Below are 18,237 nucleotides of genomic sequence, written 5' to 3'. Positions count from 1 at the left end.
GAGGGGCCACCAGCGGCCTGAAGTCCCTGATCGCGAAGACGAAAGTCCCTCGAGATCTCCATCGCTCCGGAGCGTGCGAAAGCCCCCCGCGCCGCCGGAGCGGTGCGGAGGGCCGGTAGCGTGACGCGGCTAGGCGGTGATGTGGTCGATGAGGTCGGCGAGCCGGCAGGTGTAGCTCCATTCGTTGTCGTACCAGCCGAAGATCTTCACCAGGTCGCCGCTGGACTGGGTGAGCGGGGCGTCGAAGACGCAGGAGGCGGGGTCGCGGATGATGTCGCGGGACACGATCGGGTGGGTGTTGTAGCGGACGATCCCGCTCAGTGGCCCGGATGCGGCGCTGGCGAAGGCTTCATTGATCTCGTCGGTGGAGGCGGGGCGTTCCAGCAGGCAGGCGAGGTCGACCAGGGAGCCGTCCTCGACCGGCACGCGCAGCGCCATGCCGTCGAACCGGCCGGCCAGCTCGGGGATCACGACGCCGACGGAGCGGGCGGCGCCGGTGCTGGTGGGGATGAGGTTGACGGCGGCGGAGCGGGCGCGGTGCAGGTCTTTGTGGGGGGAGTCGAGGAGGTTCTGGTCGTTGGTGTAGCCGTGGATGGTGGTCATGTATCCCTTAGCGACGCCGAACGCGTCGTGGAGCACCTTGGCCATGGGGGCGACGCAGTTGGTGGTGCATGAGGCGTTGGAGATGATCATGTGGCGCTGCGGGTCGAAGATCCCCTCGTTGACGCCCATGACGATGGTGGCGTCGGCGTCCTTGCCGGGCGCGGAGATGATCACCCGGTGCGCGCCGGCCTTGAGGTGCGCCGCGGCGTCGTCGCGGCGCCGGAAGCGGCCGGTGGACTCGATGACGATCTCGGCGCCGTGCGCGCACCAGTCCAGGTCGGCGGGATCGGCGTGGGAGGTCACCGGGATGCGGTTTCCACCGATGATCAGCGCGGTGTCGTCGTGCTCCACGGCCTGGTCGAGCCGTCCGTAGGTGGAGTCGTACATCAGCAGGTGCGCGAGAGTGGCGGTGTCGGTGATGTCGTTGATCGCAGCAACGTGCTGACCGCGTTCCAGGGCCAGGCGCAGGTAGTTGCGGCCGATACGGCCGAAGCCGTTGATGCCTACAGCGGATGTCATTTCTTCTCCTGAGTGGGGATCGCACCCGCCGATCGGCGGGGCAGGGGGTCATCGCCAGTGCCGCAGGGTCTGCGGGTCGAGTTTGTCGGCGGAGTCGTCGCGTTCGAAGGCCAGCTCGTTGCGCACGTCGACGACGCCGTCGATCGCGGCGGTCAGCTTCTCGGCGATCGGGACGAGACTGGACTGCTCGACCCGCCCGCGCAGGGTCACCTCGCCGTCGTCGACCTCGACGTCGACCTTGTCGGGGTCCTGCCAGAGGCTTCGGACGATCACTTCTCCGATGACCTCGTCGCGGATCGCGGTATCGGGTCTGAGGTAGACGCGCAGCAGATCGGCACGGCTGACGATGCCGATCAGCCGGCCCGCGTCGTCCACGACCGGGAGCCGCTTGTAGCCGTGTCGCGTGAGCAGCCGCGCCGCTTCGACGACCTTCGTCTCCGGGCCGACGGTCACCGGGGGAGTGCTCATCACCTCTCCGGCCGTGCGGCCGTCGGCACGTGCCTGCTCCAGCCGCCCGTGCCTGGTCCGCCACGGTGGCCTGGCCACCCTTCGCGTCTCAGCGGCCAGGGGCTGGGCCGCCTCCTTCTTCAGGAGGTCGATCTCCGATACGACGCCCAGCACGTGGCTCTCGTCATCGACGACCGGCAGACCGCTGATCTGCCGCTCTTCGAGTTTCTCGACCAGTTCACGAAAGGACGTGTCCGGGCGTGCCGTCACGACCTCGTCGGTCATGAACTCTCTCACCGTCGACCGCGACATCGGAGCCTCCTGTTCGCTGCGGGCTTCGATCACAGCGTCTGCCGGACGCGCACCCGCGACCAGCGCTCGAAGTCCCTTGAGAGCGGGACCAAGGTCCCTTGTCCACGCTTCGATCCGAGGAGGGGGACGCATGCCGGGACGGACGTTCGGCCCTGGGCAGGGGCATCCGCACGCGTGACGATGAAAGTCCAGGCCAACGACCCGGGAGGATTCTGATGCATGCGGAAGCAGGCGATCAGCTCGTCATCAAGTCGCATTGCTTGGGCGAGCCCGATCGCAAAGCCGAGATCATCGAAGTGCACGGTAAGGACGGAGCACCGCCGTACGTGGTGCGATGGGACGACGATGGCCACGAGAGCCTGTTCTTCCCCTCGTCCGACGCCGTCATCGAACACCTCGCCGACAAACCTTCGTGAGGCTTGCGGTGCGTCGGGAGGAGACGTCCAGCCGGCGCCCCATCGTCACGTTCGTCGTGGTCGCCTATGCCCTCAGCTGGGTCTGGTGGCTTCCGCTGGCGCTGGGCGGGCACGTCGTGGTGACGGGGGCGAGCCCGACCCACCTGCCGGGCCTGCTCGGACCGATGCTGGCCGCTCTGCTCGTGGCGTCCGCTGTGGACGGCCGGCTCGGACTGGTCACGCTGGCGCGCAGCATGGTCTCCTGGCGGATGGTCGCTCATGGTGGGCGGTGGTGCTCAGCCCGCTCGCGCTTGCAGTCGCGGCCTACGCCGTGAGAGGGACCGTCACCGGTGACTGGCCGGCGGCGGTCGAGTTGGGGCGGGTGAATGGTTTTCCAGCTCTCAGCGGTGCCGTGGGTGTCGCAGTGCTCGTCCTGATAACCGGGCTCGGCGAGGAGACCGGCTGGCGCGGCTTCCTGCAGTCCCGCGTCCAGGAACGCATGGCACCGATGCCCGCGACCATCGTGGTGGCAGGGGTGTGGGCTCTATGGCACCTTCCGTTGTTCTGGGTCGTCGAGTCCTTCCGGGGCTTCAGCCCCGCCACGCTGGTCGGATTCCTGATCGGCATGATGAGCGGAGCCTTCGAGGCATGGGCAGGCTGAACACCACCGGGAGCTGAGCCTCGCACGGAAGTGACGAGCTATCGCCGCCCGTCTCCGTGGCCAACGGGCAGCGAGCTCGTCCCTCCCGACCGCAGGGGGTTCAAGGCCGAACGTCCCGGCAGCGCGTGACCTTCGCACATGACGCCTTCGCGCAGCCCTCGCGAGGATGGAAGTGCGGACCAGCCGGAGAAGGTGATGACGATGCGCAAGAAAGTGCTCGTACTGGGAGGGAACTTTGGTGGTCTAACCGCAGCCCTGGCCGTCAAGCACGGGCTGGACGGTGACGTGGACGTCACGGTCATGTCGGCGTCCGACCGCTTCCTGTTCAACCCGTCGCTGATCTGGGTGCCGTTCGGCAAGCGCGCCGAGGCCGACATCACCTTCCCGCTGGAGCCGACGTTCGACCGGCACGGCGTCGAATTCGTCCACGCCGCGGCCACGTCGATCGATCCGGGGATCAAGCGGGTCGTCACGACGGCGGGAACCTACGGCTACGACTATCTCGTCATCGCGACCGGCTACCGCAACGACATGGACGTCCTGCCCGGTCTGGAGCCCGGCAACGGCGTCCACACCATCACGACGCTGGAGACGGCCGCCGAGGCCGGTGAGGGCTGGCGCGCGTTCCTGGACGATCCCGGCCCGGTGGTGATCGGCGCGACGCAGGGTGCGGGCTGTTTCGGCGCCGCGTACGAGTTCCTGTTCAACACCGCCTACCAGCTGAAGAAGGCCGGGCTGAACAAGCGTGTGCCGCTGACGTACGTGACGGCCGAGCCCTTCCTCGGGCACTTCGGCATCGGCGGGCTGCCGGGCGGCGAGCGGCTGCTGAAGATGTTCCTCAAGAAGGAGGGCATCCAGGCGGTCACCGGGACGGCGATGGAGGAGGCCACGCCCGGCAAGCTGGCGCTGTCGGACGGCGGCAGGATCGACTTCGCCTATGCGATGATCATCCCGCCGTTCCTCGGGCAGGAGGTCGTCGCCGCGACACCGGGCCTGGCGGACGAGAAGGGCTTCGTGGCCGTCCACGACACCTACCAGTCGATCGTCCACCCCGACGTCTACGCGGTCGGCGTCGCCGCGGCGGTGACAGTCCCGTGGACGACCGCGATCCCCGTCGGTGTTCCCAAGACCGGCTTCCCGACCGAGGTGCAGGCCCGGGTCGCGGCGGACAACATCGCCGCCCGCATCCGCGGCCGCGAGCAGACGCGCCACAAGGGCTTCGGGGAGATCCCCGCCGTCTGCGTCATGGACGCGGGCAACAACGGCGTCATGATCCTCGCAGACCGCATGCTGCCGCCGCGCAAGGCGGGCGTGCTCATCCCAGGGCCCCAGGCGCACGCCGCCAAGCTGGCCTTCGAGAAGTACTTCCTCTGGAAGTCCCGCAACGGCTACGTCCGCTTGCCCTGATAGCGCAGGAGGCGCCGATGAGCCACGACCGCCCCGTCCCGGCCCCGCGGATCGGCGGTGCGGCGCTGCCGCTGATCAGCCCGGCCCGGATGTACGTCTGCGGAACCACCGCCCTTTCGATCGCCGAACTGGAGGGCGGTCGGACGGCCCGGATGGTCCTGACCGTTCTCGCCCTCGCCTGACCCGTGCCTGCGCCCGATGCCGCCTTTGGGGTCTTGACCGTTCACGCGCCGTTCACAGCCGGGCTGACGAAGGACGTCTCGCAGGTGCCTTCGGGACGAAGGTCTCTGCTGCAGGGCGCTCTGGGCGAGAAAGGCTACGGGTATCGAACTCGGAGGTGCCCATGTCGAACCCCCTGCACAGGCCCGAACTGGTGCGCCGGGTGATCACTGCGGCGGTGCTCGCGCCCTCGGTGCACAACACCCAGCCCTGGCGGTTCGTGCTGCGTGACGGCGTCCTGGAACTCCACGCCGACGGCCGGCGACGGTTGCCGGTCATGGATCCGCGTGGACGGGCGATGGTGGTGAGCTGCGGGGCGGCGCTCCTGAACGTGCGGCTGGCGCTGGCCTCCGCCGGAGCCACGCCCGAGGTGACGCTCGTCGCGGGTGGCGAGCACGGCGACGGGATGCTGCTGGCCGAAGTCCGTGCGGCAGAACCGGCCTTCGTGTCGTCCGGCGAAAGCAGCCTGTACGCGGCGATCGCCCGGCGCCGGAGCAACCGGCAGCCGTTCCAGGAGCGGCAGGTTCCGGACGACGTCGTCAAACAGATGATCGCAGCGGCGGAGTCGGAGAACGCGCAGTTGTGGCAGATCGAGCGCGATGTGGCCTCCGCCGTCCTGGAGGTCGTTCGGGACGCCGAGAAAGAGCTCGTCTCCGACCCGGAGTACCGCTCCGAACTCGACCGGTGGACGGCCGACCGGCACCGTCTCGACGGAGTGCCGCGCTATGCCTTCGGGCCCCGGCCGGGCCCGGGCGAGCTCCCCATGCGCGACTTCGGGCTGGACTGGTGGCATTCGCCGCGCCCCGGCGCCCGGTTTGAGCGCCGTCCGCAACTGGCGGCTCTGGTCGCTCACGGCGATGATCCGAGATCGTGGCTCGCGGCGGGTCAGGCCCTGCAACGGGTCCTGCTGACCGCTACCGCGCACGGTGTGGCGACGTCCCTGTTCAGTCAGCCCGTGGATGTGAAGGACATGCGCCGGCCCAGACCCGGCCAGCGCACCGGGTCGCACCTGCAGATCATCATCCGCTTCGGCTATGGCCCACCCGCCCCCTCCGCGCCTCGCCGTCCCGTCACCGCGGTCTTTGAAACGGCCTGAGCGGGGGAACCTGAGCGGGGACCGGCCTGTCGCCGGTGGCGTCATCCCGGCTCAGCGTCCTACCTGAAGGAGGCGTGGTCGACGCGGAAGCGGATGAACTGTCCGTCCGCCCACCGATCGGTGCCGTGCCACCATCCCGCGGTGGCGTAGGAGGGAATGGTGAAGCCGTCGAAGGTCGTCTCCGAGTAGACCTTCACGCCGAAGGTGTGCTGGCGGTGGGCATGTCCGTCCGGGTTTCCCCAGCGGGGGAGGGACACCGAGGTGAGCGCTCCGGAAGCGGCGACCGTCACCGTCACCAGGTGGGTGCGGGGGCCGATGGTCACGCGTGCGAGCGCTTGATGGTCGTCGATTGGCTCCCAGGTGATCCAGGGCGCCAGCGCCGATGCCGGGGAGAGAACGAACTCGGCGGCGAGTCTGCCTGCGGCGCTGCGGGTGGTGTCGGGGCCTGCGGCGGAGATCAGCGGTAGTGCGCCCAGCAGCCGCCAGCGCATCTGTCCGGCTCCGTCGGTGTAGCGGTCGAATCCCGTGACCGGCACGCCGGCCAGGTGGGTGGTCGCGGCCCAGACGAAGCCCGTGGGAGGCCTCAGGATCTGCTCGGCCTGGAACCTCCACCAGGCGCCGATGCGGATCCGGCCGTGCATGCTCAGCCTGGTCGTGGTGAGCAGCGGGGTGTCCGGCTGGATGGCGTGGATGAGCCAGCGGCGCGCCGGCGGCGGAAGATGCTGTACGCGCGCGGGCGTGAAGAGGGGCACTGGGCCGGTGGGCGCCTCAAGGCGCATCCAGTCTCGCTTGGCTCGGTCGGTCAGGTTCGGCGCGGGGCTGGGAGCGGTATCCGGGGAGAGGACCGTTCTCATTGCGTGCCTCCGAGATTCTCGATGCTCGTGCCCACTCGCCCTTCGAACGGCGCGGGCGCAGCGGTCAGGCCGCTCGCCCGTCGCTGCCGGGAGTGACCGGGATGATCCGGCGCCCGGTGAGCCGGTCGCAGGGGATGCGGATGAAGTGGTCTTTCGGCTCGGGTGACCAGGGCTGCAGCGGCAGGCGGGACAGCCGGGCGAGCTCTGCGGGGTCGCGTACGACGCGGGCTTGGCCGATCGCGGTGACGGACCAGCCGGTGCCGGTCTCGGGGTCGTAGTCGTCGGTTTCGAAGGCGACGATGGCGCCGCGGGTGGCGGCGGCGAGTTTGGATCCGGGCGCGGTGCGGATGACGACGGAGTTCCCGTCGGGGACGAAGTTGACCGGTTGGACGGCGGGCAGCGCTTGTTCGGTGAATACCACGCGCCCGATCGGCATGGTCTGCATCAGGGCGAGGCATTCGGCGTCGCCGAGCACCTCCAGCCCGTTCCCATCGATCTTCATACCTCCAGGGTCCGCCTAGTCCGATGCGCCCGGCAGAGGCGAACGTCCTGGCGGGCCGTGCCGTACGTGCGTGAAGGTCCCGGAGCGCTGCGGACCTTCGGCCGCACGGAGGTCGGTTCTCGGGACTTAAGTCCCAGGTGGTGGGGCCGTATGGGCCTGATCTTCGGGCGGGCCGGTGAGGGAGGCTTCACTGAGGTCCACCACTGCGATGGGAGAGTTCGTGAACGCGTTGGATCTGGCGCGGTGGCAGTTCGGGATCACGACGGTCTACCACTTCATCTTCGTGCCGCTGACCATCGGGCTGTCGATTCTGGTGGCGGGCATGCAGACCGCCTGGCACGTCAAGAAGAAGCCGGCCTACCTGCGGATGACCAAGTTCTTCGGGAAGCTGCTGCTGATCAACTTTGCGATCGGTGTGGTGACCGGGATCGTGCAGGAGTTCCAGTTCGGCATGAACTGGTCGGACTATTCGCGGTTCGTGGGTGATGTGTTCGGGGCGCCGCTGGCGATGGAGGGGCTGCTGGCCTTCTTCCTGGAGTCGACGTTCCTCGGCTTGTGGATCTTCGGCTGGGACAAGCTGTCGCCCCGGCTGCACCTGGCCACCATCTGGCTGGCGGCGATCGGCACCAACGTCTCGGCCTATTTCATCCTGGCGGCCAACTCCTGGATGCAGCACCCCGTCGGCTACCGGATCAACCCCGAGACACGGCGGGCCGAGCTCACCAGCATCTGGAAGGTCCTGACCAACTCGACCGCGCTGATCACCTACCCGCACGTCATCTTCGGCGCGTTCATCACCGGCGGGATGTTCCTCATCGGTGTCAGCGCCTGGCACCTGGCCCGCCGCCGGGATGCCGAGGTGTTCCGGCCGGCGCTGCGCCTCGGGCTGGTCGTCTCGCTCCTCGCCGCGATCGGCGTCACCGTGTCGGGCGACATCCAGGCCCGCGTCATGACCGAGCAGCAGCCGATGAAGATGGCCGCCGCCGAGGCGCTCTACGAGACCTCCGGGCCCGCGTCGTTCTCGCTGTTCACGATCGGCTCGCTGGACGGCGGCAGCGAACTGTGGAGTGTGCGGGTTCCGCACCTGCTGTCGTTCATGGCGACGGCCGACCCGGACGGAACGGTGGAGGGCATCAACGACGTCCAGCGCCAGTACGAGCAGCTGTACGGGCCCGGCAGTTACAAGCCGGTCATTCCCGTGACCTACTGGAGCTTCCGGCTGATGATCGGGTTCGGTCTTCTCGCCACGCTGCTGGCTTTGGGCGGGCTCTGGCTGACGCGCCGCGGCCGTTTCCCGGCCGGACGCTGGTTCCCGCGGATGGCGGTCGCCGCGATCGCGCTGCCGTTCCTGGCCAACTCCATGGGTTGGATCTTCACCGAGATGGGGCGGCAGCCCTGGGTGGTCGCCGGAGTGCTGCAGACCCGTGACGGCGTCTCACCGACCGTCGGCAGCGCGAGCGTCATCACCTCGCTCACGGTGTTCACCCTGCTGTACGCGGCGCTGGCGGTGGTGGCCGGGACGCTCATGGTCCGGTACGCGCGGCAGGGGCCGCCGCCGGAGGACCAGACGCCCCGCGACGACGAGCCCATGCCCGCCTTCTCGTACTGATCCGGAGACCCTTCCATGGAACTCACCACCATCTGGTTCCTGCTTATCGCCGTGCTCTGGACCGGCTACTTCGTTCTCGAAGGCTTCGACTTCGGGGTCGGGGTGCTGCTGCCGGTGCTGGCGCCCCGCCGGGATCCGCACGGTGAGACCGACCGCCGCGTCATGATCAACACGATCGGGCCGGTGTGGGACGGCAACGAGGTGTGGCTGCTGGTGGCGGGCGGCGCCACGTTCGCCGCCTTCCCCGAGTGGTACGCCACGCTGTTCAGCGGCTTCTACCTGCCGCTGCTGCTGATCCTCGTCGCCCTGATCGTGCGCGGCCTCGCGTTCGAATACCGGGGAAAGATCGACGATGACCGGTGGCGCCGCAACTGGGACCGTGCGATCTTCTGGGGCTCGGTGGTCCCGGCGTTCCTGTGGGGCGTGGCGTTCGCCAACATCGTGCGCGGGGTCCCGATCGACGCCGGGCACCACTACACCGGAAACTTGTTCACCCTTCTCAACCCCTACGGCCTGCTCGGCGGGCTGACCACGCTGGCGGTCTTCACGCTGCACGGCGCGGTCTTCCTGGCCCTGAAGTCCGAGGGCGAGGTCCGCTGGAGGGCCCGCGCGCTCATCAATCGGATCTGGCTGCCTGTGGCCGTCACGGCGGCGGTGTTCCTGCTGCTGACTCAAGTCGATCACGGCAAGGCCGGCACGTGGCCCGTCGCCGCGGTCGCCGCGGCGGCACTGGTCGGCGGCTGCGTGGCGGCGGTGCGCGGCCGCGAGGGCTGGGCGTTCACCGGCACCGCGCTGGCCATCGTCGCGACGGTCGCCACGCTCTTCGGCGACCTGTGGCCCGCGGTGATGCCCTCCACCACCGACCCCGCGTTCAGCCTCACGGTGCACAACGCCGCGTCCACCTCCTACACCCTCACCGTCATGACCTGGGTGGCCGTGGTCTTCACCCCCGTGGTGCTGGCTTACCAGGCGTGGAGCTACTGGGTCTTCCGCAAGCGGCTGACCCGCGACTCCATCGCCGCTCCGGCAGGGCTGCCGGCCAAGGCCCGGCGGGGGCGAGTCCGGAGCGGGCAGGGCCGTGTCGCCGACGATGCCGCCGACGGCCGCACCGGGTCGGGGGACGGGAAGTGAAGCCCGTCGACCCCCGGCTGCTGCGCCATGCGAGCGGCGCGCGCGTCCACCTCGCGGGCGCGGCGATCATGGGGCTCATCACGACGGGGCTGGTGCTCGCCCAGGCGGTGCTGCTCGCTCATCTGCTCGCCGGTGCCTTCGGTGGCGCGGGCGTCGAGGCCCTCGGCCTTCCGCTGGCCGCGCTGCTCGGTGTCGTTGTGATGCGCGCGCTGACGGTCGCGGCGGGGGAGGCACTGGCCCTCCGGGCGGCGGCGACGGTCAAGTCGCAGCTGCGCGGCCGCCTGGTCGAGCACACGCTGCGGCTCGGCCCGGGATGGCTCGCGGCGCGGCGTCCCGGCGAGATCGTCACGCTCGCTACCCGCGGCCTGGACGCCCTCGACGCCTACTTCGCCCGCTTTCTGCCCCAGCTCGTGCTCGCCGTCCTCGTCCCGATCGCGGTCCTGGCCATTGTGTCGGGCGCCGATCCGCTGTCGGCGGGAGTCATCGCGGCGACGCTGCCGCTCATACCGGTCTTCATGATCCTGGTGGGCCTGCACACGCGGGCGCGGACCGAGCGGCAATGGGCGCTGCTGGAGCGCCTCGGCGGCCATTTCCTCGATGTCGTCGCGGGCCTGCCCACGCTCAAGATCTTCAACAGGGCGGCGGCGCAGGCGTCGCTGATCAAGGACGTGACCGACGCGCACCGGCGGGCGACCATGCGGACGCTGCGGGTGGCGTTCCTGTCCGCGCTGGTCCTGGAGCTCCTGGCGACCCTGGCGGTGGCGCTGGTCGCCGTCGAGGTGGGCCTGCGGCTGCTGGGCGGCGGGCTTCCGTACGAGACGGCGCTGCTGGTGTTGCTGCTCGCCCCCGAGGCCTACCTGCCGCTGCGCAACGTCGGCGCTCAGTTCCACGCCAGCATGGAGGGCGTCACCGCAGCCGGACGCGTCTTCGAGGTGCTCGAAACCCCGGTGCCGGACAAGGCGGTGCCGCCGGCCCCGGCACCGCAGGGATCTGCGCACGACGTCGCCTCTGACGGCTTCTCACTGAAGAACGTCTCCGTCGCTTTCCCGGGCCGTGACGCACCGGCGCTGGAGAACGTGTCGCTGTCGGTGGCGTCCGGCGAGCATGTCGTGGTCATGGGCGCGAGCGGCGCTGGGAAGAGCACGCTCCTCGGGCTGCTGCTCCGCTTCGCCGAACCGGCCTCGGGGCACACGAGCTTCACCGGCGTCCCCGTCGAGGAGTGGCGGAGGAACATCGCCTGGGTGCCGCAGAATCCCTACCTCTTCGCGGGAACCGTCGCCGACAACATCAGGCTCGGCGACCCCGGAGCCGACGACGACGCCGTCCGCCAAGCCGCGTCTCTGGCCGGTGCCGCGGAGTTCGTCGAAGCGCTGCCGGACGGCTACCAGACCGACCTGGGGGAGCGCGGGACGCGGCTGTCCAGCGGACAACGGCAACGGGTCGCTTTGGCCCGAGCGTTCCTGCGCGATGCGCCGCTGCTGCTGCTGGACGAGCCGACGGCCACCCTCGACGCCGAGAACGCCGACGCGATCAGGCACACCGTGGAACGGCTCATGGCCGGCCGCACGGTCGTCCTCGCCACCCACGACCACGCCTGGACCGCGGCGGCCGACCGGGTGATCGAGCTCGACGCCGGCCGCCTCACCGAACGCAGGACCCCGGCCATGATCGGAAGCGGAACGCCATGACCATCCAGACCGTCACCGCCCGCGGCCGCCACCCGATGCTGCGCCTGATCGCCCTCGCCGGACCGATGCGGGGCAGACTGGCGCTGGCCGTGCTCGCCGGCGCCGCAACGACCGGCGCGGGCGTCGCCCTGCTCGCGGCCTCCGGTTTCCTCATCGCCAGAGCCGCCGAGCACCCTCCGGTGACCGCGCTGACGATCGCCGTGGTCGCCGTCCGCGCGCTCGGCGTCAGCCGCGGCGTCCTGCGCTACGCCGAACGGCTCACCGGGCACGACGTCGCCTTCCGGATGCTCGGCGACGCACGGGTGCGGATCTACCGGCGGCTGGCGCGCCTGGCCCCCGCCGGACTGCGCGAATACCGTTCCGGCGACCTGCTCACCCGCCTGGTCTCAGACGTCGACGCCACCCAGGACCTGGTCGTACGCGGCCTGATCCCCACCGCGGCAGCCGCCCTCGCCGGAGCGGGCGCGGCGACGGCGTGCGCCTTCCTGCTCGCCCCGGCCGCCGGCGTACTCGCCCTCGGCCTCCTGATCGCCGGTGCCCTGGTGCCCCTCGGGTCGGCCGTGCTCGCGGGCCGTTCCACCGCCCGCGCCGCCTCCGTCCGAGGCGAACTCGCCACCCGCGTCACCGACGCCCTCTCAGGCGCGGCCGACCTGCACGCCTTCGGCGCACAGGAAGCCGCTCTCACCGCGGTCGCCCGAGCCGACGCCGAACTCACCGCCCGCACCAGGCGGGCCGCCTTCGTCGAGGCACTCGGCAGCGGTCTCGGCACACTGGCCACCGGCCTTACGCTCTGGGGCGTCCTGCTGCTCGGCGTCGCGGCGGTCAAGAACGGCACGCTCGGACGGGTTCCCCTCGCCGTCCTCGTCCTGACCGCGCTGGCCGCATTCGAGACCGTAAGCACCTTGCCCGCCGCAGCCGTCCAGCTCGCTCGCACCCGGGCCGCGGCGGGCCGCATCACCTCGCTCCTGGACACACCCGACCCCGTCTCGGAACCAGCTCGGCCACTTCCTGCGCCCGACCGGCCTGTCCATGTGCGCATGCGCGGCGTCAGCGCGCGGTACGAGCCGCAAGGTCCCCTCGCTCTGGACGATTTCACCCTCGACCTCCGCCCGGGACGCCGCGTCGTGCTCGTGGGCCCCAGCGGCGCGGGCAAGAGCACGGTCGCCGCGCTCCTCCTGCGTTTCCTCGCGTCCGACGGCGGCAGCGCGACCCTCAACGACCGCGACCTGACCGCCTACCGTTCCGACGACGTCCGACGGGTCATCGGCGGATGCCCGCAGGACCCGCACGTGTTCGACACCACGATCCGCGAAAACCTGAAACTGGCCAAACCCCATGCCATCGACCGAGAGCTCAACCAGGCCGCCGCCCGCGCGCGCCTCCTGCCCTGGATCCAGACCCTCCCGGACGGCTGGGACACCCTCGTCGGCGTGCACGGCGCCGCCATGTCAGGAGGCGAACGGCAGCGCCTGGCCCTCGCCCGCGCCTTGCTCGCAGACCCACCCGTGCTCATCCTCGACGAACCCACCGCACACCTGGACCCGCACACCCGGGCCGAACTGACCGCCGACCTGCTCAGCCCCGGTCAGAACCGCGCCGTCCTGCTGATCACCCACGACCTCACGGGCTCGACCACGCTGACGAGATCATCGTCCTCGACCACGGCCGGACCATTCAGCGCGGCACCCACGCCGACCTCCTGCGACGCCCCGGGCTCTACCACGACCTGTACCTCCGGCAGTCGAACGCCGCAGGCCGGGAACCCTCCACCGACCGGTGACCTCCATCCGCTCATCACCGAGCGGCCAGGCCGATGCTGGAGCTCCGAACTGGTGATCATCCGAAGGAGCGGATCAGCAAGGAGAAGGACAATGCCAAGCGGCGATCGTCGAATGAACGCAGATGGCAGAACGGCCGACGGTGCCTGCTGCGGTCCTACACGGTCATGCTGGATGTCGGATCCAGCCGACCACGTCACAGAGGCCGGATCGCGCCTCTACGGCGATCGTTCTGACAAAACCGGTGACCTCAATGGCCTGCGTGTGGGTTCGGAGTCGCGGCAAGGCGCAGCCTCTGGTCGAGCCCAGTAAGGCGGAGGACCTTCGCCACTCGCGGATGCAGATCGAGAAGGGTGAGCCCGCCATCCATGGCCTCGGCATGCTGCGCCCCCGGCGAGGAGAGCGCTGAGGCCCTGGGAGTCACAGAAGGTGACACCGGACATGTCGACCACGACGTTCGGGCAACCCTTACCGATCGTTTCCACTAGCAGGTCGCGGAACGAGCCTGCGGTGGCAAGGTCGAGTTCGCCACGGGCCGAGAGCATCGCCACCGAACCAGCGAGGACGTCTGTGGACGCCTCGAATGGTCGTCGACTCGCCATGGAAGACGTTGTGAAGCTCATCATGCCGCCCTCTCGCCTCATGGACCTCATATCTGCAACACCTGAGCTTTCCGCTCGGTGAGCGTGCTCCCTAGAGCCGAAGGTCCCCCATTCCTCCACTGATGGGTCTGTGGTCGTTCCAGCGGGATGGGAGCTGGCATATTCGACCGGGTTGCCGACGGTCGATCATGCGCGTGGTCCGGTGGCTTCCGGGTTTCGGTCGTGGTCCTGTCTGCACCGTGCGTTCGCCCGGTTGCGGTTTTGAAGATTTCTTCAATTGGCTAAGATGGCAATCCGTCAGGTGAGTCAGGTGTAGGGCCGCGCGGATGTTGAAATACGGCAGCGCCGGTCCTGATCTTGAGCGGCCACGGCGGGTGTTGGGGTTGGCGGATCGAGCTCCGCACGCCGTCGCGGAGGCTGGTGTTCCTGACTTGTGTGCAGACGTCGAGACCGCCGAGACCGGCGAGGTCGAGGACAGTGGACGGGGGGAAGGTGCCTGACTTCCAGAGTGTGTTGCGTCGGCGCCTGGGGGCGACGCGGCGAGCGTTGGAGGCCGCGCGCGAGCATGGTGACGAGCACGCGGTCCTCACGCATGCCGGTGGGCTTGAGGAGTTGGAGCGCCTAGCCGCCACGCACGGCGTCGCGCTGCCTGACGAGCTCCGGCGTGACGAGCCCGTGCCTGATGAGCCCGTGCGTGGCGGGTCGGCATGTGACGATCAGGCCGACGGCCGGCGGGATGCTGGGCCGACGGGGGGCGCGTGATGCCGATCCCGCTGTATCAGGCGAAAGCCGAGTTGTTCAAAACCCTGGGGCATCCGGTGCGGATCCGGGTGCTGGAGTTGTTGTGTGAAGGGCCGACTCCGGTGCGCGATCTGCTGACTGCGATCGAGGTGGAGGCCTCCAGCCTGTCCCAGCAGTTGGCGGTGTTGCGGCGCGCGGGGATCGTGGCCGCCCGTCGGGAGGGTTTGACGGTGGTGTACGAGCTGGCGGGCGGGGACGTGTCGGATCTGATGCGGGCGGCCCGGCGGATCCTCACCGAACTGCTGGCCGGCCAGGGTGAGCTGCTGGCCGAGCTGCGCAGCGAGTCGACGGACAAGAGCGCGTGACCGCATCCGTTCAGATGCAAGGGGCATCCCGCGGGCTGCGGCAGCGACTGGCGCGCCGACTGGCCGCTGGGCTGGGTGGGAGGCTGGGCGGCCTGTTGCCGGGGCGGTCGGACTGGAGTGCGGCGCGGCGGGAGCCGGGCCGGGATCTGGTGGCCGGGTTGATCGTGGCGGTGGTGGCGCTGCCGCTGGCGCTGGCGTTCGGGGTCAGTTCGGGGCTGGGTGCGCAAGCGGGCTTGGTGACCGCCATCGTCGCGGGCGCGCTGGCGGCGGTGTTCGGTGGCAGCAACCTGCAGGTGTCGGGCCCGACCGGTGCGATGACGGTGGTGCTGGTGCCGATCGTGGCGCGCTACGGCGCCCAGGGCGTGCTGATGGTCGGACTGATGGCCGGGCTGGTCCTGGTGGGACTGGCGGCTTTGCGTGCCGGGCGGTTCGCGGCGTTGCTGCCGACGCCGGTGATCGAGGGGTTCACCGCCGGCATCGCCGTGGTCATCGCGCTGCAGCAGATACCAGCCGCGCTCGGGGCCGCCGGGGTCCATGGTGAGAAGGTATGGCAGGTGGCCGGGCAGGCCCTGGCCCGTTTTCTCGCGCATCCCTCGGCGGCCGCGCCGGTGATGGCGATCGCGGTCGCCGCGCTGATGCTGGCCGGTTCCCGGATCCGGCCCGGGATCCCGTTCTCGCTTGCCGGAATCGTGCTGGCCACCATCGTGGCGCAGGCGGCGTCGCTGAAGGTGGCTACGATCGGGGCGCTGCCCGCCGGGCTGCCCACCCCGTCATGGTCGTTCTGGGACACCGGTGCCGCGGCCGCGCTGGTGCCTTCGGCGCTGGCCGTGGCGGCGCTGGCGGCTCTGGAGAGCCTGCTGTGCGCCAGCGTCGCCGACGCGATGAGCGTCGGCCAAAAACACGACCCCGACCGAGAGCTGTTCGGTCAGGGCATCGCCAACCTGGCCGCGCCGCTGCTGGGCGGCGTGCCCGCCACCGCGGCGATCGCCCGCACCGCCGTCAACGTCCGCGCCGGAGCCCGCTCACGCTTGGCTGCCCTGACCCACGCCGCTGTGCTCGCGGTCATCGTGCTGGCCGCCGCCGGCCTGGTGGCACGCATCCCGCTCGCCGCGCTGGCCGGAGTACTGCTGGCCACCACCATCCGCATGGTGGAGGTCTCGTCGCTGCGCGCACTGGCGCGCGCCACCCGCAGCGATGCCCTGGTACTGATCGGAACCTTCGCCGTCACCGTCATCTTCGACCTGATCACCGCCGTCGCGGTCGGTGTCGGCCTGGCCATCGTGCTCGCGCTGCGCGCCGTCGCCCGTTCCGCCCAGCTCAACCGAACCCCCCTCGACAGCACCGACGGCACCGACCACACCGCCGAAGAACGGCAGCTGTTGGACGAGCACATCGTCGCCTACCGGCTGGACGGCCCGCTGTTCTTCGCCGCCGCCCATCGCTTCCTCCTGGAGCTGACCGAGGTCAGCGACGTGCGAGTGGTCATCTTGCGGATGTCGCGCGTCACCACCATGGACGCCACCGGCGCCCAGGTCCTGGGCGATGCCATCACCCGTCTGGAACACCGCGGCATCCTCGTGCTGGTCTCCGGCATCAAGCACCGGCACGACCAGGTCCTGGCCGCCCTCGGCGTCGCCGACCACCTGCGCCGCGATGGTCTGATCTTCCCCACCACACCCGCCGCGATCGCGCACGCCCGCTCCCACCTGCATCAGCACGGCCTCCCGCACAGTGTGTGCGAGGCGACGACCGCACAAGAGACGACCACGCGACAGCCACAGAAGAACTCGCCAACGAAAGCCCCCACTCCATGAACGTGCGGTGGGAATGCGAACCCTGCTCGGCCCCTATCACTCGGAAGGGGGCAACCTGGCAGCCGGTTCGAGCGGAGAGAGGCGGAGTCGCGACGCTCGCCCCGAAGGCCTGCCCCGCGGGTCAGACCTAGGTGCCCCATGTCGGTCTGTTGTCGACGAACTCGGTGCAGTGGCTGTTCGGCGGATCCGCCACCGGAACCGGTCGCTGACCGATGAGCGTGGCGCGGGAGGGACGTCGGTGGTCGTGGCGGGCAGGGGAAGCCGATTCTTGGTGGCAGCCAGAGCCACAGCCAGCGTCGTCAAGCGGGTCGAGGCGGACATGTGGAGTTCCTTCGCGTTGGTGTCTGCAACACTCCATACCCGCGCTGCGTAATCGGCGGGTAATGGCACGCAAGGACAATGGCGGGGAGATCCTCGGCCGCCTTCCCCGGAGACCACGCCCGGTCGGGCAGGGTGCCCCGGTTCGGTGCGCCTGCATAGCCATCACGCGCACATGGACCGCACGCTGGTGTCTGAAATGCTGGATCTGTCTGCTGGTCAGCTGTGAGACGTCAAGCCGGCACGGTGGCGGCGATGGTGAGGTAGCGGTCCAAGCCGGCGCATGCCAACGTTTCCCGCAGGCGGCGGCGGGGTTGCAGCAGCAGGATCCGTCCGCCGCTGGCGGTGATCTGTTTCCAGGCGCGGATCAGCAGGTTCAGCCCGGAGGAGTCACAGAACACCAGGGCGATCAGATCCAGCGCGACCTGGGGCGGTAGGTCCCGCTCCGCGGCGGCGCGTATGGCGTCGTCGACGTGCTCGTGCAGGACCGGCACGGTGGCGATGTCCAGCTCACCGCGCAACGTCAGCACCACCCAGCCATGGCGGTGACCGACGTTCACCTGCAGACCTCCGTCTGGCCACCGTCGCGGCGCGGCCGACGGCCGGGGCGGCGGGGCCGACGCGACCGAGTCGGCGGTGGAGGTCATGGACCGGCTTTTCCCAGCGGGCTGCGGCACAAACGCAATCATGCGCTCGGGGTCGGCTGTGCAACAAGCGCCATACCCGCCGCGCGGCGCGGTCAACGACGGTGCGGTCAATGGTCAGGGCCGTTGGTTGTGTCGGGCAGGCCGTGCGAGACCGTGAGCATCCGCAGCACACTCAACGTGATGTACCGCAACGCGTCGCGGGCGGTGTTCCACGCCTCGGTCAGGTACGGATCGTGCCGGCCGGGCTCGGTGGTGTAGGGCTGGCAGATCGCCACCGCTCATTCGGTGTTGACCGCGAGCATGACCGCCAGCTCGCCCAGCAGCCGGTGCCGTTCGGCCGCGGCGGCATCCACCCGCACCGGATCGGTCGTGGCCGCCGTCGCGGTGGCCAGGACCACCCAGTTGCCCAATTCCCGGCACTGGTGCGCCACCTCCCGCCACCGCTCCAGCTGCTCATCCAGGCACCGCCGTGGGGCGGGCTGCTCCAACCCGGTCAACAGCCGACGCGCCAACCCCAGCAACACCACCG

Annotated in this window: 20 protein-coding genes; 12 read left to right on the top strand and 8 right to left on the bottom strand. The window is 69.9% G+C overall.

Annotated features, from left to right (window positions below):
• Positions 1 to 129: 129 nt before the first annotated feature.
• Positions 130 to 1,122 (bottom strand): type I glyceraldehyde-3-phosphate dehydrogenase, encoded by a 993-nt coding sequence (gap, locus tag ACGFNU_RS47475; RefSeq protein ID WP_392603349.1) that lies wholly within the window; start codon positions 1,120 to 1,122, stop codon positions 130 to 132.
• A gap of 48 nt (positions 1,123 to 1,170) precedes the next feature.
• On the bottom strand, positions 1,171 to 1,881 hold the full coding sequence (locus tag ACGFNU_RS47470; RefSeq protein ID WP_392603348.1) for a CBS domain-containing protein: 711 nt from the start codon (positions 1,879 to 1,881) through the stop codon (positions 1,171 to 1,173).
• A 215-nt stretch (positions 1,882 to 2,096) separates the two neighbouring features.
• On the opposite strand from ACGFNU_RS47470, the gene ACGFNU_RS47465 reads away from it, so the two are divergent.
• From ACGFNU_RS47465 to ACGFNU_RS47440, 6 genes are all read left to right on the top strand, one after another.
• Positions 2,097 to 2,297: a DUF1918 domain-containing protein gene (locus tag ACGFNU_RS47465; protein ID WP_392603347.1), complete on the top strand. Its 201-nt coding sequence runs from the start codon at positions 2,097 to 2,099 to the stop codon at positions 2,295 to 2,297.
• A gap of 8 nt (positions 2,298 to 2,305) precedes the next feature.
• Complete coding sequence (locus ACGFNU_RS47460) at positions 2,306 to 2,611, top strand: hypothetical protein (RefSeq protein WP_392603346.1); 306 nt, start codon at positions 2,306 to 2,308, stop codon at positions 2,609 to 2,611.
• Complete coding sequence (locus ACGFNU_RS47455) at positions 2,566 to 2,937, top strand: type II CAAX prenyl endopeptidase Rce1 family protein (protein WP_392603345.1); 372 nt, start codon at positions 2,566 to 2,568, stop codon at positions 2,935 to 2,937. Before ACGFNU_RS47460 ends, ACGFNU_RS47455 begins: the two co-directional genes overlap by 46 nt.
• 201 nt (positions 2,938 to 3,138) lie before the next feature.
• Entirely contained in the window at positions 3,139 to 4,344 is a 1,206-nt protein-coding gene (locus tag ACGFNU_RS47450; protein ID WP_392603344.1) for an NAD(P)/FAD-dependent oxidoreductase, read from the top strand.
• 17 nt (positions 4,345 to 4,361) lie between these two features.
• Positions 4,362 to 4,526: a hypothetical protein gene (locus ACGFNU_RS47445; RefSeq protein WP_392603343.1), complete on the top strand. Its 165-nt coding sequence runs from the start codon at positions 4,362 to 4,364 to the stop codon at positions 4,524 to 4,526.
• A 161-nt stretch (positions 4,527 to 4,687) separates the two neighbouring features.
• Positions 4,688 to 5,659: an Acg family FMN-binding oxidoreductase gene (locus tag ACGFNU_RS47440; RefSeq protein ID WP_392603342.1), complete on the top strand. Its 972-nt coding sequence runs from the start codon at positions 4,688 to 4,690 to the stop codon at positions 5,657 to 5,659.
• Between the two features lie 59 nt (positions 5,660 to 5,718).
• On the opposite strand, the gene ACGFNU_RS47435 is transcribed toward ACGFNU_RS47440, so the two are convergent.
• The gene (locus ACGFNU_RS47435) at positions 5,719 to 6,438 is read right to left on the bottom strand and encodes a DUF6544 family protein (protein WP_392603341.1); all 720 of its coding nucleotides are present in this window, start codon (positions 6,436 to 6,438) and stop codon (positions 5,719 to 5,721) included.
• A 139-nt stretch (positions 6,439 to 6,577) separates the two neighbouring features.
• The gene (locus tag ACGFNU_RS47430; RefSeq protein WP_392603340.1) at positions 6,578 to 7,015 is read right to left on the bottom strand and encodes a pyridoxamine 5'-phosphate oxidase family protein; all 438 of its coding nucleotides are present in this window, start codon (positions 7,013 to 7,015) and stop codon (positions 6,578 to 6,580) included.
• A 220-nt stretch (positions 7,016 to 7,235) separates the two neighbouring features.
• Between ACGFNU_RS47430 and ACGFNU_RS47425 the strand changes: the two genes are divergently transcribed.
• From ACGFNU_RS47425 to cydC, 4 genes are read left to right on the top strand one after another with little or no spacing between them, the layout of a single operon-like run.
• The gene (locus ACGFNU_RS47425) at positions 7,236 to 8,624 is read left to right on the top strand and encodes a cytochrome ubiquinol oxidase subunit I (protein ID WP_392603339.1); all 1,389 of its coding nucleotides are present in this window, start codon (positions 7,236 to 7,238) and stop codon (positions 8,622 to 8,624) included.
• 15 nt (positions 8,625 to 8,639) lie between these two features.
• Positions 8,640 to 9,755 carry a cytochrome d ubiquinol oxidase subunit II gene (cydB, locus tag ACGFNU_RS47420; RefSeq protein ID WP_392603338.1) on the top strand — a complete coding sequence of 372 codons (1,116 nt, stop codon included), beginning with the start codon at positions 8,640 to 8,642 and terminating at the stop codon, positions 9,753 to 9,755.
• Positions 9,752 to 11,443, top strand: coding sequence for a thiol reductant ABC exporter subunit CydD (gene cydD / locus ACGFNU_RS47415; protein ID WP_392603337.1), 1,692 nt, complete (start codon positions 9,752 to 9,754; stop codon positions 11,441 to 11,443). Before cydB ends, cydD begins: the two co-directional genes overlap by 4 nt.
• Positions 11,440 to 13,533: a thiol reductant ABC exporter subunit CydC gene (cydC, locus tag ACGFNU_RS47410; protein ID WP_392603336.1), complete on the top strand. Its 2,094-nt coding sequence runs from the start codon at positions 11,440 to 11,442 to the stop codon at positions 13,531 to 13,533. The genes cydD and cydC overlap by 4 nt, the downstream gene beginning before the upstream one ends.
• Here cydC and ACGFNU_RS47405 read toward each other — a convergent pair.
• Positions 13,440 to 13,766: an STAS domain-containing protein gene (locus tag ACGFNU_RS47405; protein ID WP_392603463.1), complete on the bottom strand. Its 327-nt coding sequence runs from the start codon at positions 13,764 to 13,766 to the stop codon at positions 13,440 to 13,442. The genes cydC and ACGFNU_RS47405 overlap by 94 nt on opposite strands.
• A gap of 818 nt (positions 13,767 to 14,584) precedes the next feature.
• Here ACGFNU_RS47405 and ACGFNU_RS47400 point away from each other — a divergent pair.
• Together ACGFNU_RS47400 and ACGFNU_RS47395 are read left to right on the top strand one after the other, a co-directional pair.
• A complete protein-coding gene (locus ACGFNU_RS47400) occupies positions 14,585 to 14,929 on the top strand; it encodes an ArsR/SmtB family transcription factor (RefSeq protein ID WP_392603335.1) in 345 nt (114 codons plus the stop codon).
• A 14-nt stretch (positions 14,930 to 14,943) separates the two neighbouring features.
• Positions 14,944 to 16,743: a SulP family inorganic anion transporter gene (locus ACGFNU_RS47395; protein WP_392603334.1), complete on the top strand. Its 1,800-nt coding sequence runs from the start codon at positions 14,944 to 14,946 to the stop codon at positions 16,741 to 16,743.
• A 551-nt stretch (positions 16,744 to 17,294) separates the two neighbouring features.
• Here ACGFNU_RS47395 and ACGFNU_RS47390 read toward each other — a convergent pair.
• The 3 genes from ACGFNU_RS47390 to ACGFNU_RS47380 form a co-directional block, all read right to left on the bottom strand.
• Positions 17,295 to 17,621 carry an anti-sigma factor antagonist gene (locus ACGFNU_RS47390; protein ID WP_392603333.1) on the bottom strand — a complete coding sequence of 109 codons (327 nt, stop codon included), beginning with the start codon at positions 17,619 to 17,621 and terminating at the stop codon, positions 17,295 to 17,297.
• A gap of 194 nt (positions 17,622 to 17,815) precedes the next feature.
• The gene (locus ACGFNU_RS47385) at positions 17,816 to 17,983 is read right to left on the bottom strand and encodes a hypothetical protein (RefSeq protein WP_392603332.1); all 168 of its coding nucleotides are present in this window, start codon (positions 17,981 to 17,983) and stop codon (positions 17,816 to 17,818) included.
• Positions 17,984 to 17,986: 3 nt separating this feature from the next.
• Positions 17,987 to 18,205, bottom strand: coding sequence for a hypothetical protein (locus ACGFNU_RS47380; protein WP_392603331.1), 219 nt, complete (start codon positions 18,203 to 18,205; stop codon positions 17,987 to 17,989).
• Positions 18,206 to 18,237: the final 32 nt, after the last annotated feature.

The organism is Spirillospora sp. NPDC048911 (genome assembly GCF_043198015.1).
Lineage (GTDB): Bacteria > Actinomycetota > Actinomycetes > Streptosporangiales > Streptosporangiaceae > Spirillospora.
This window is presented reverse-complemented; position numbering and strand designations above follow the sequence as displayed.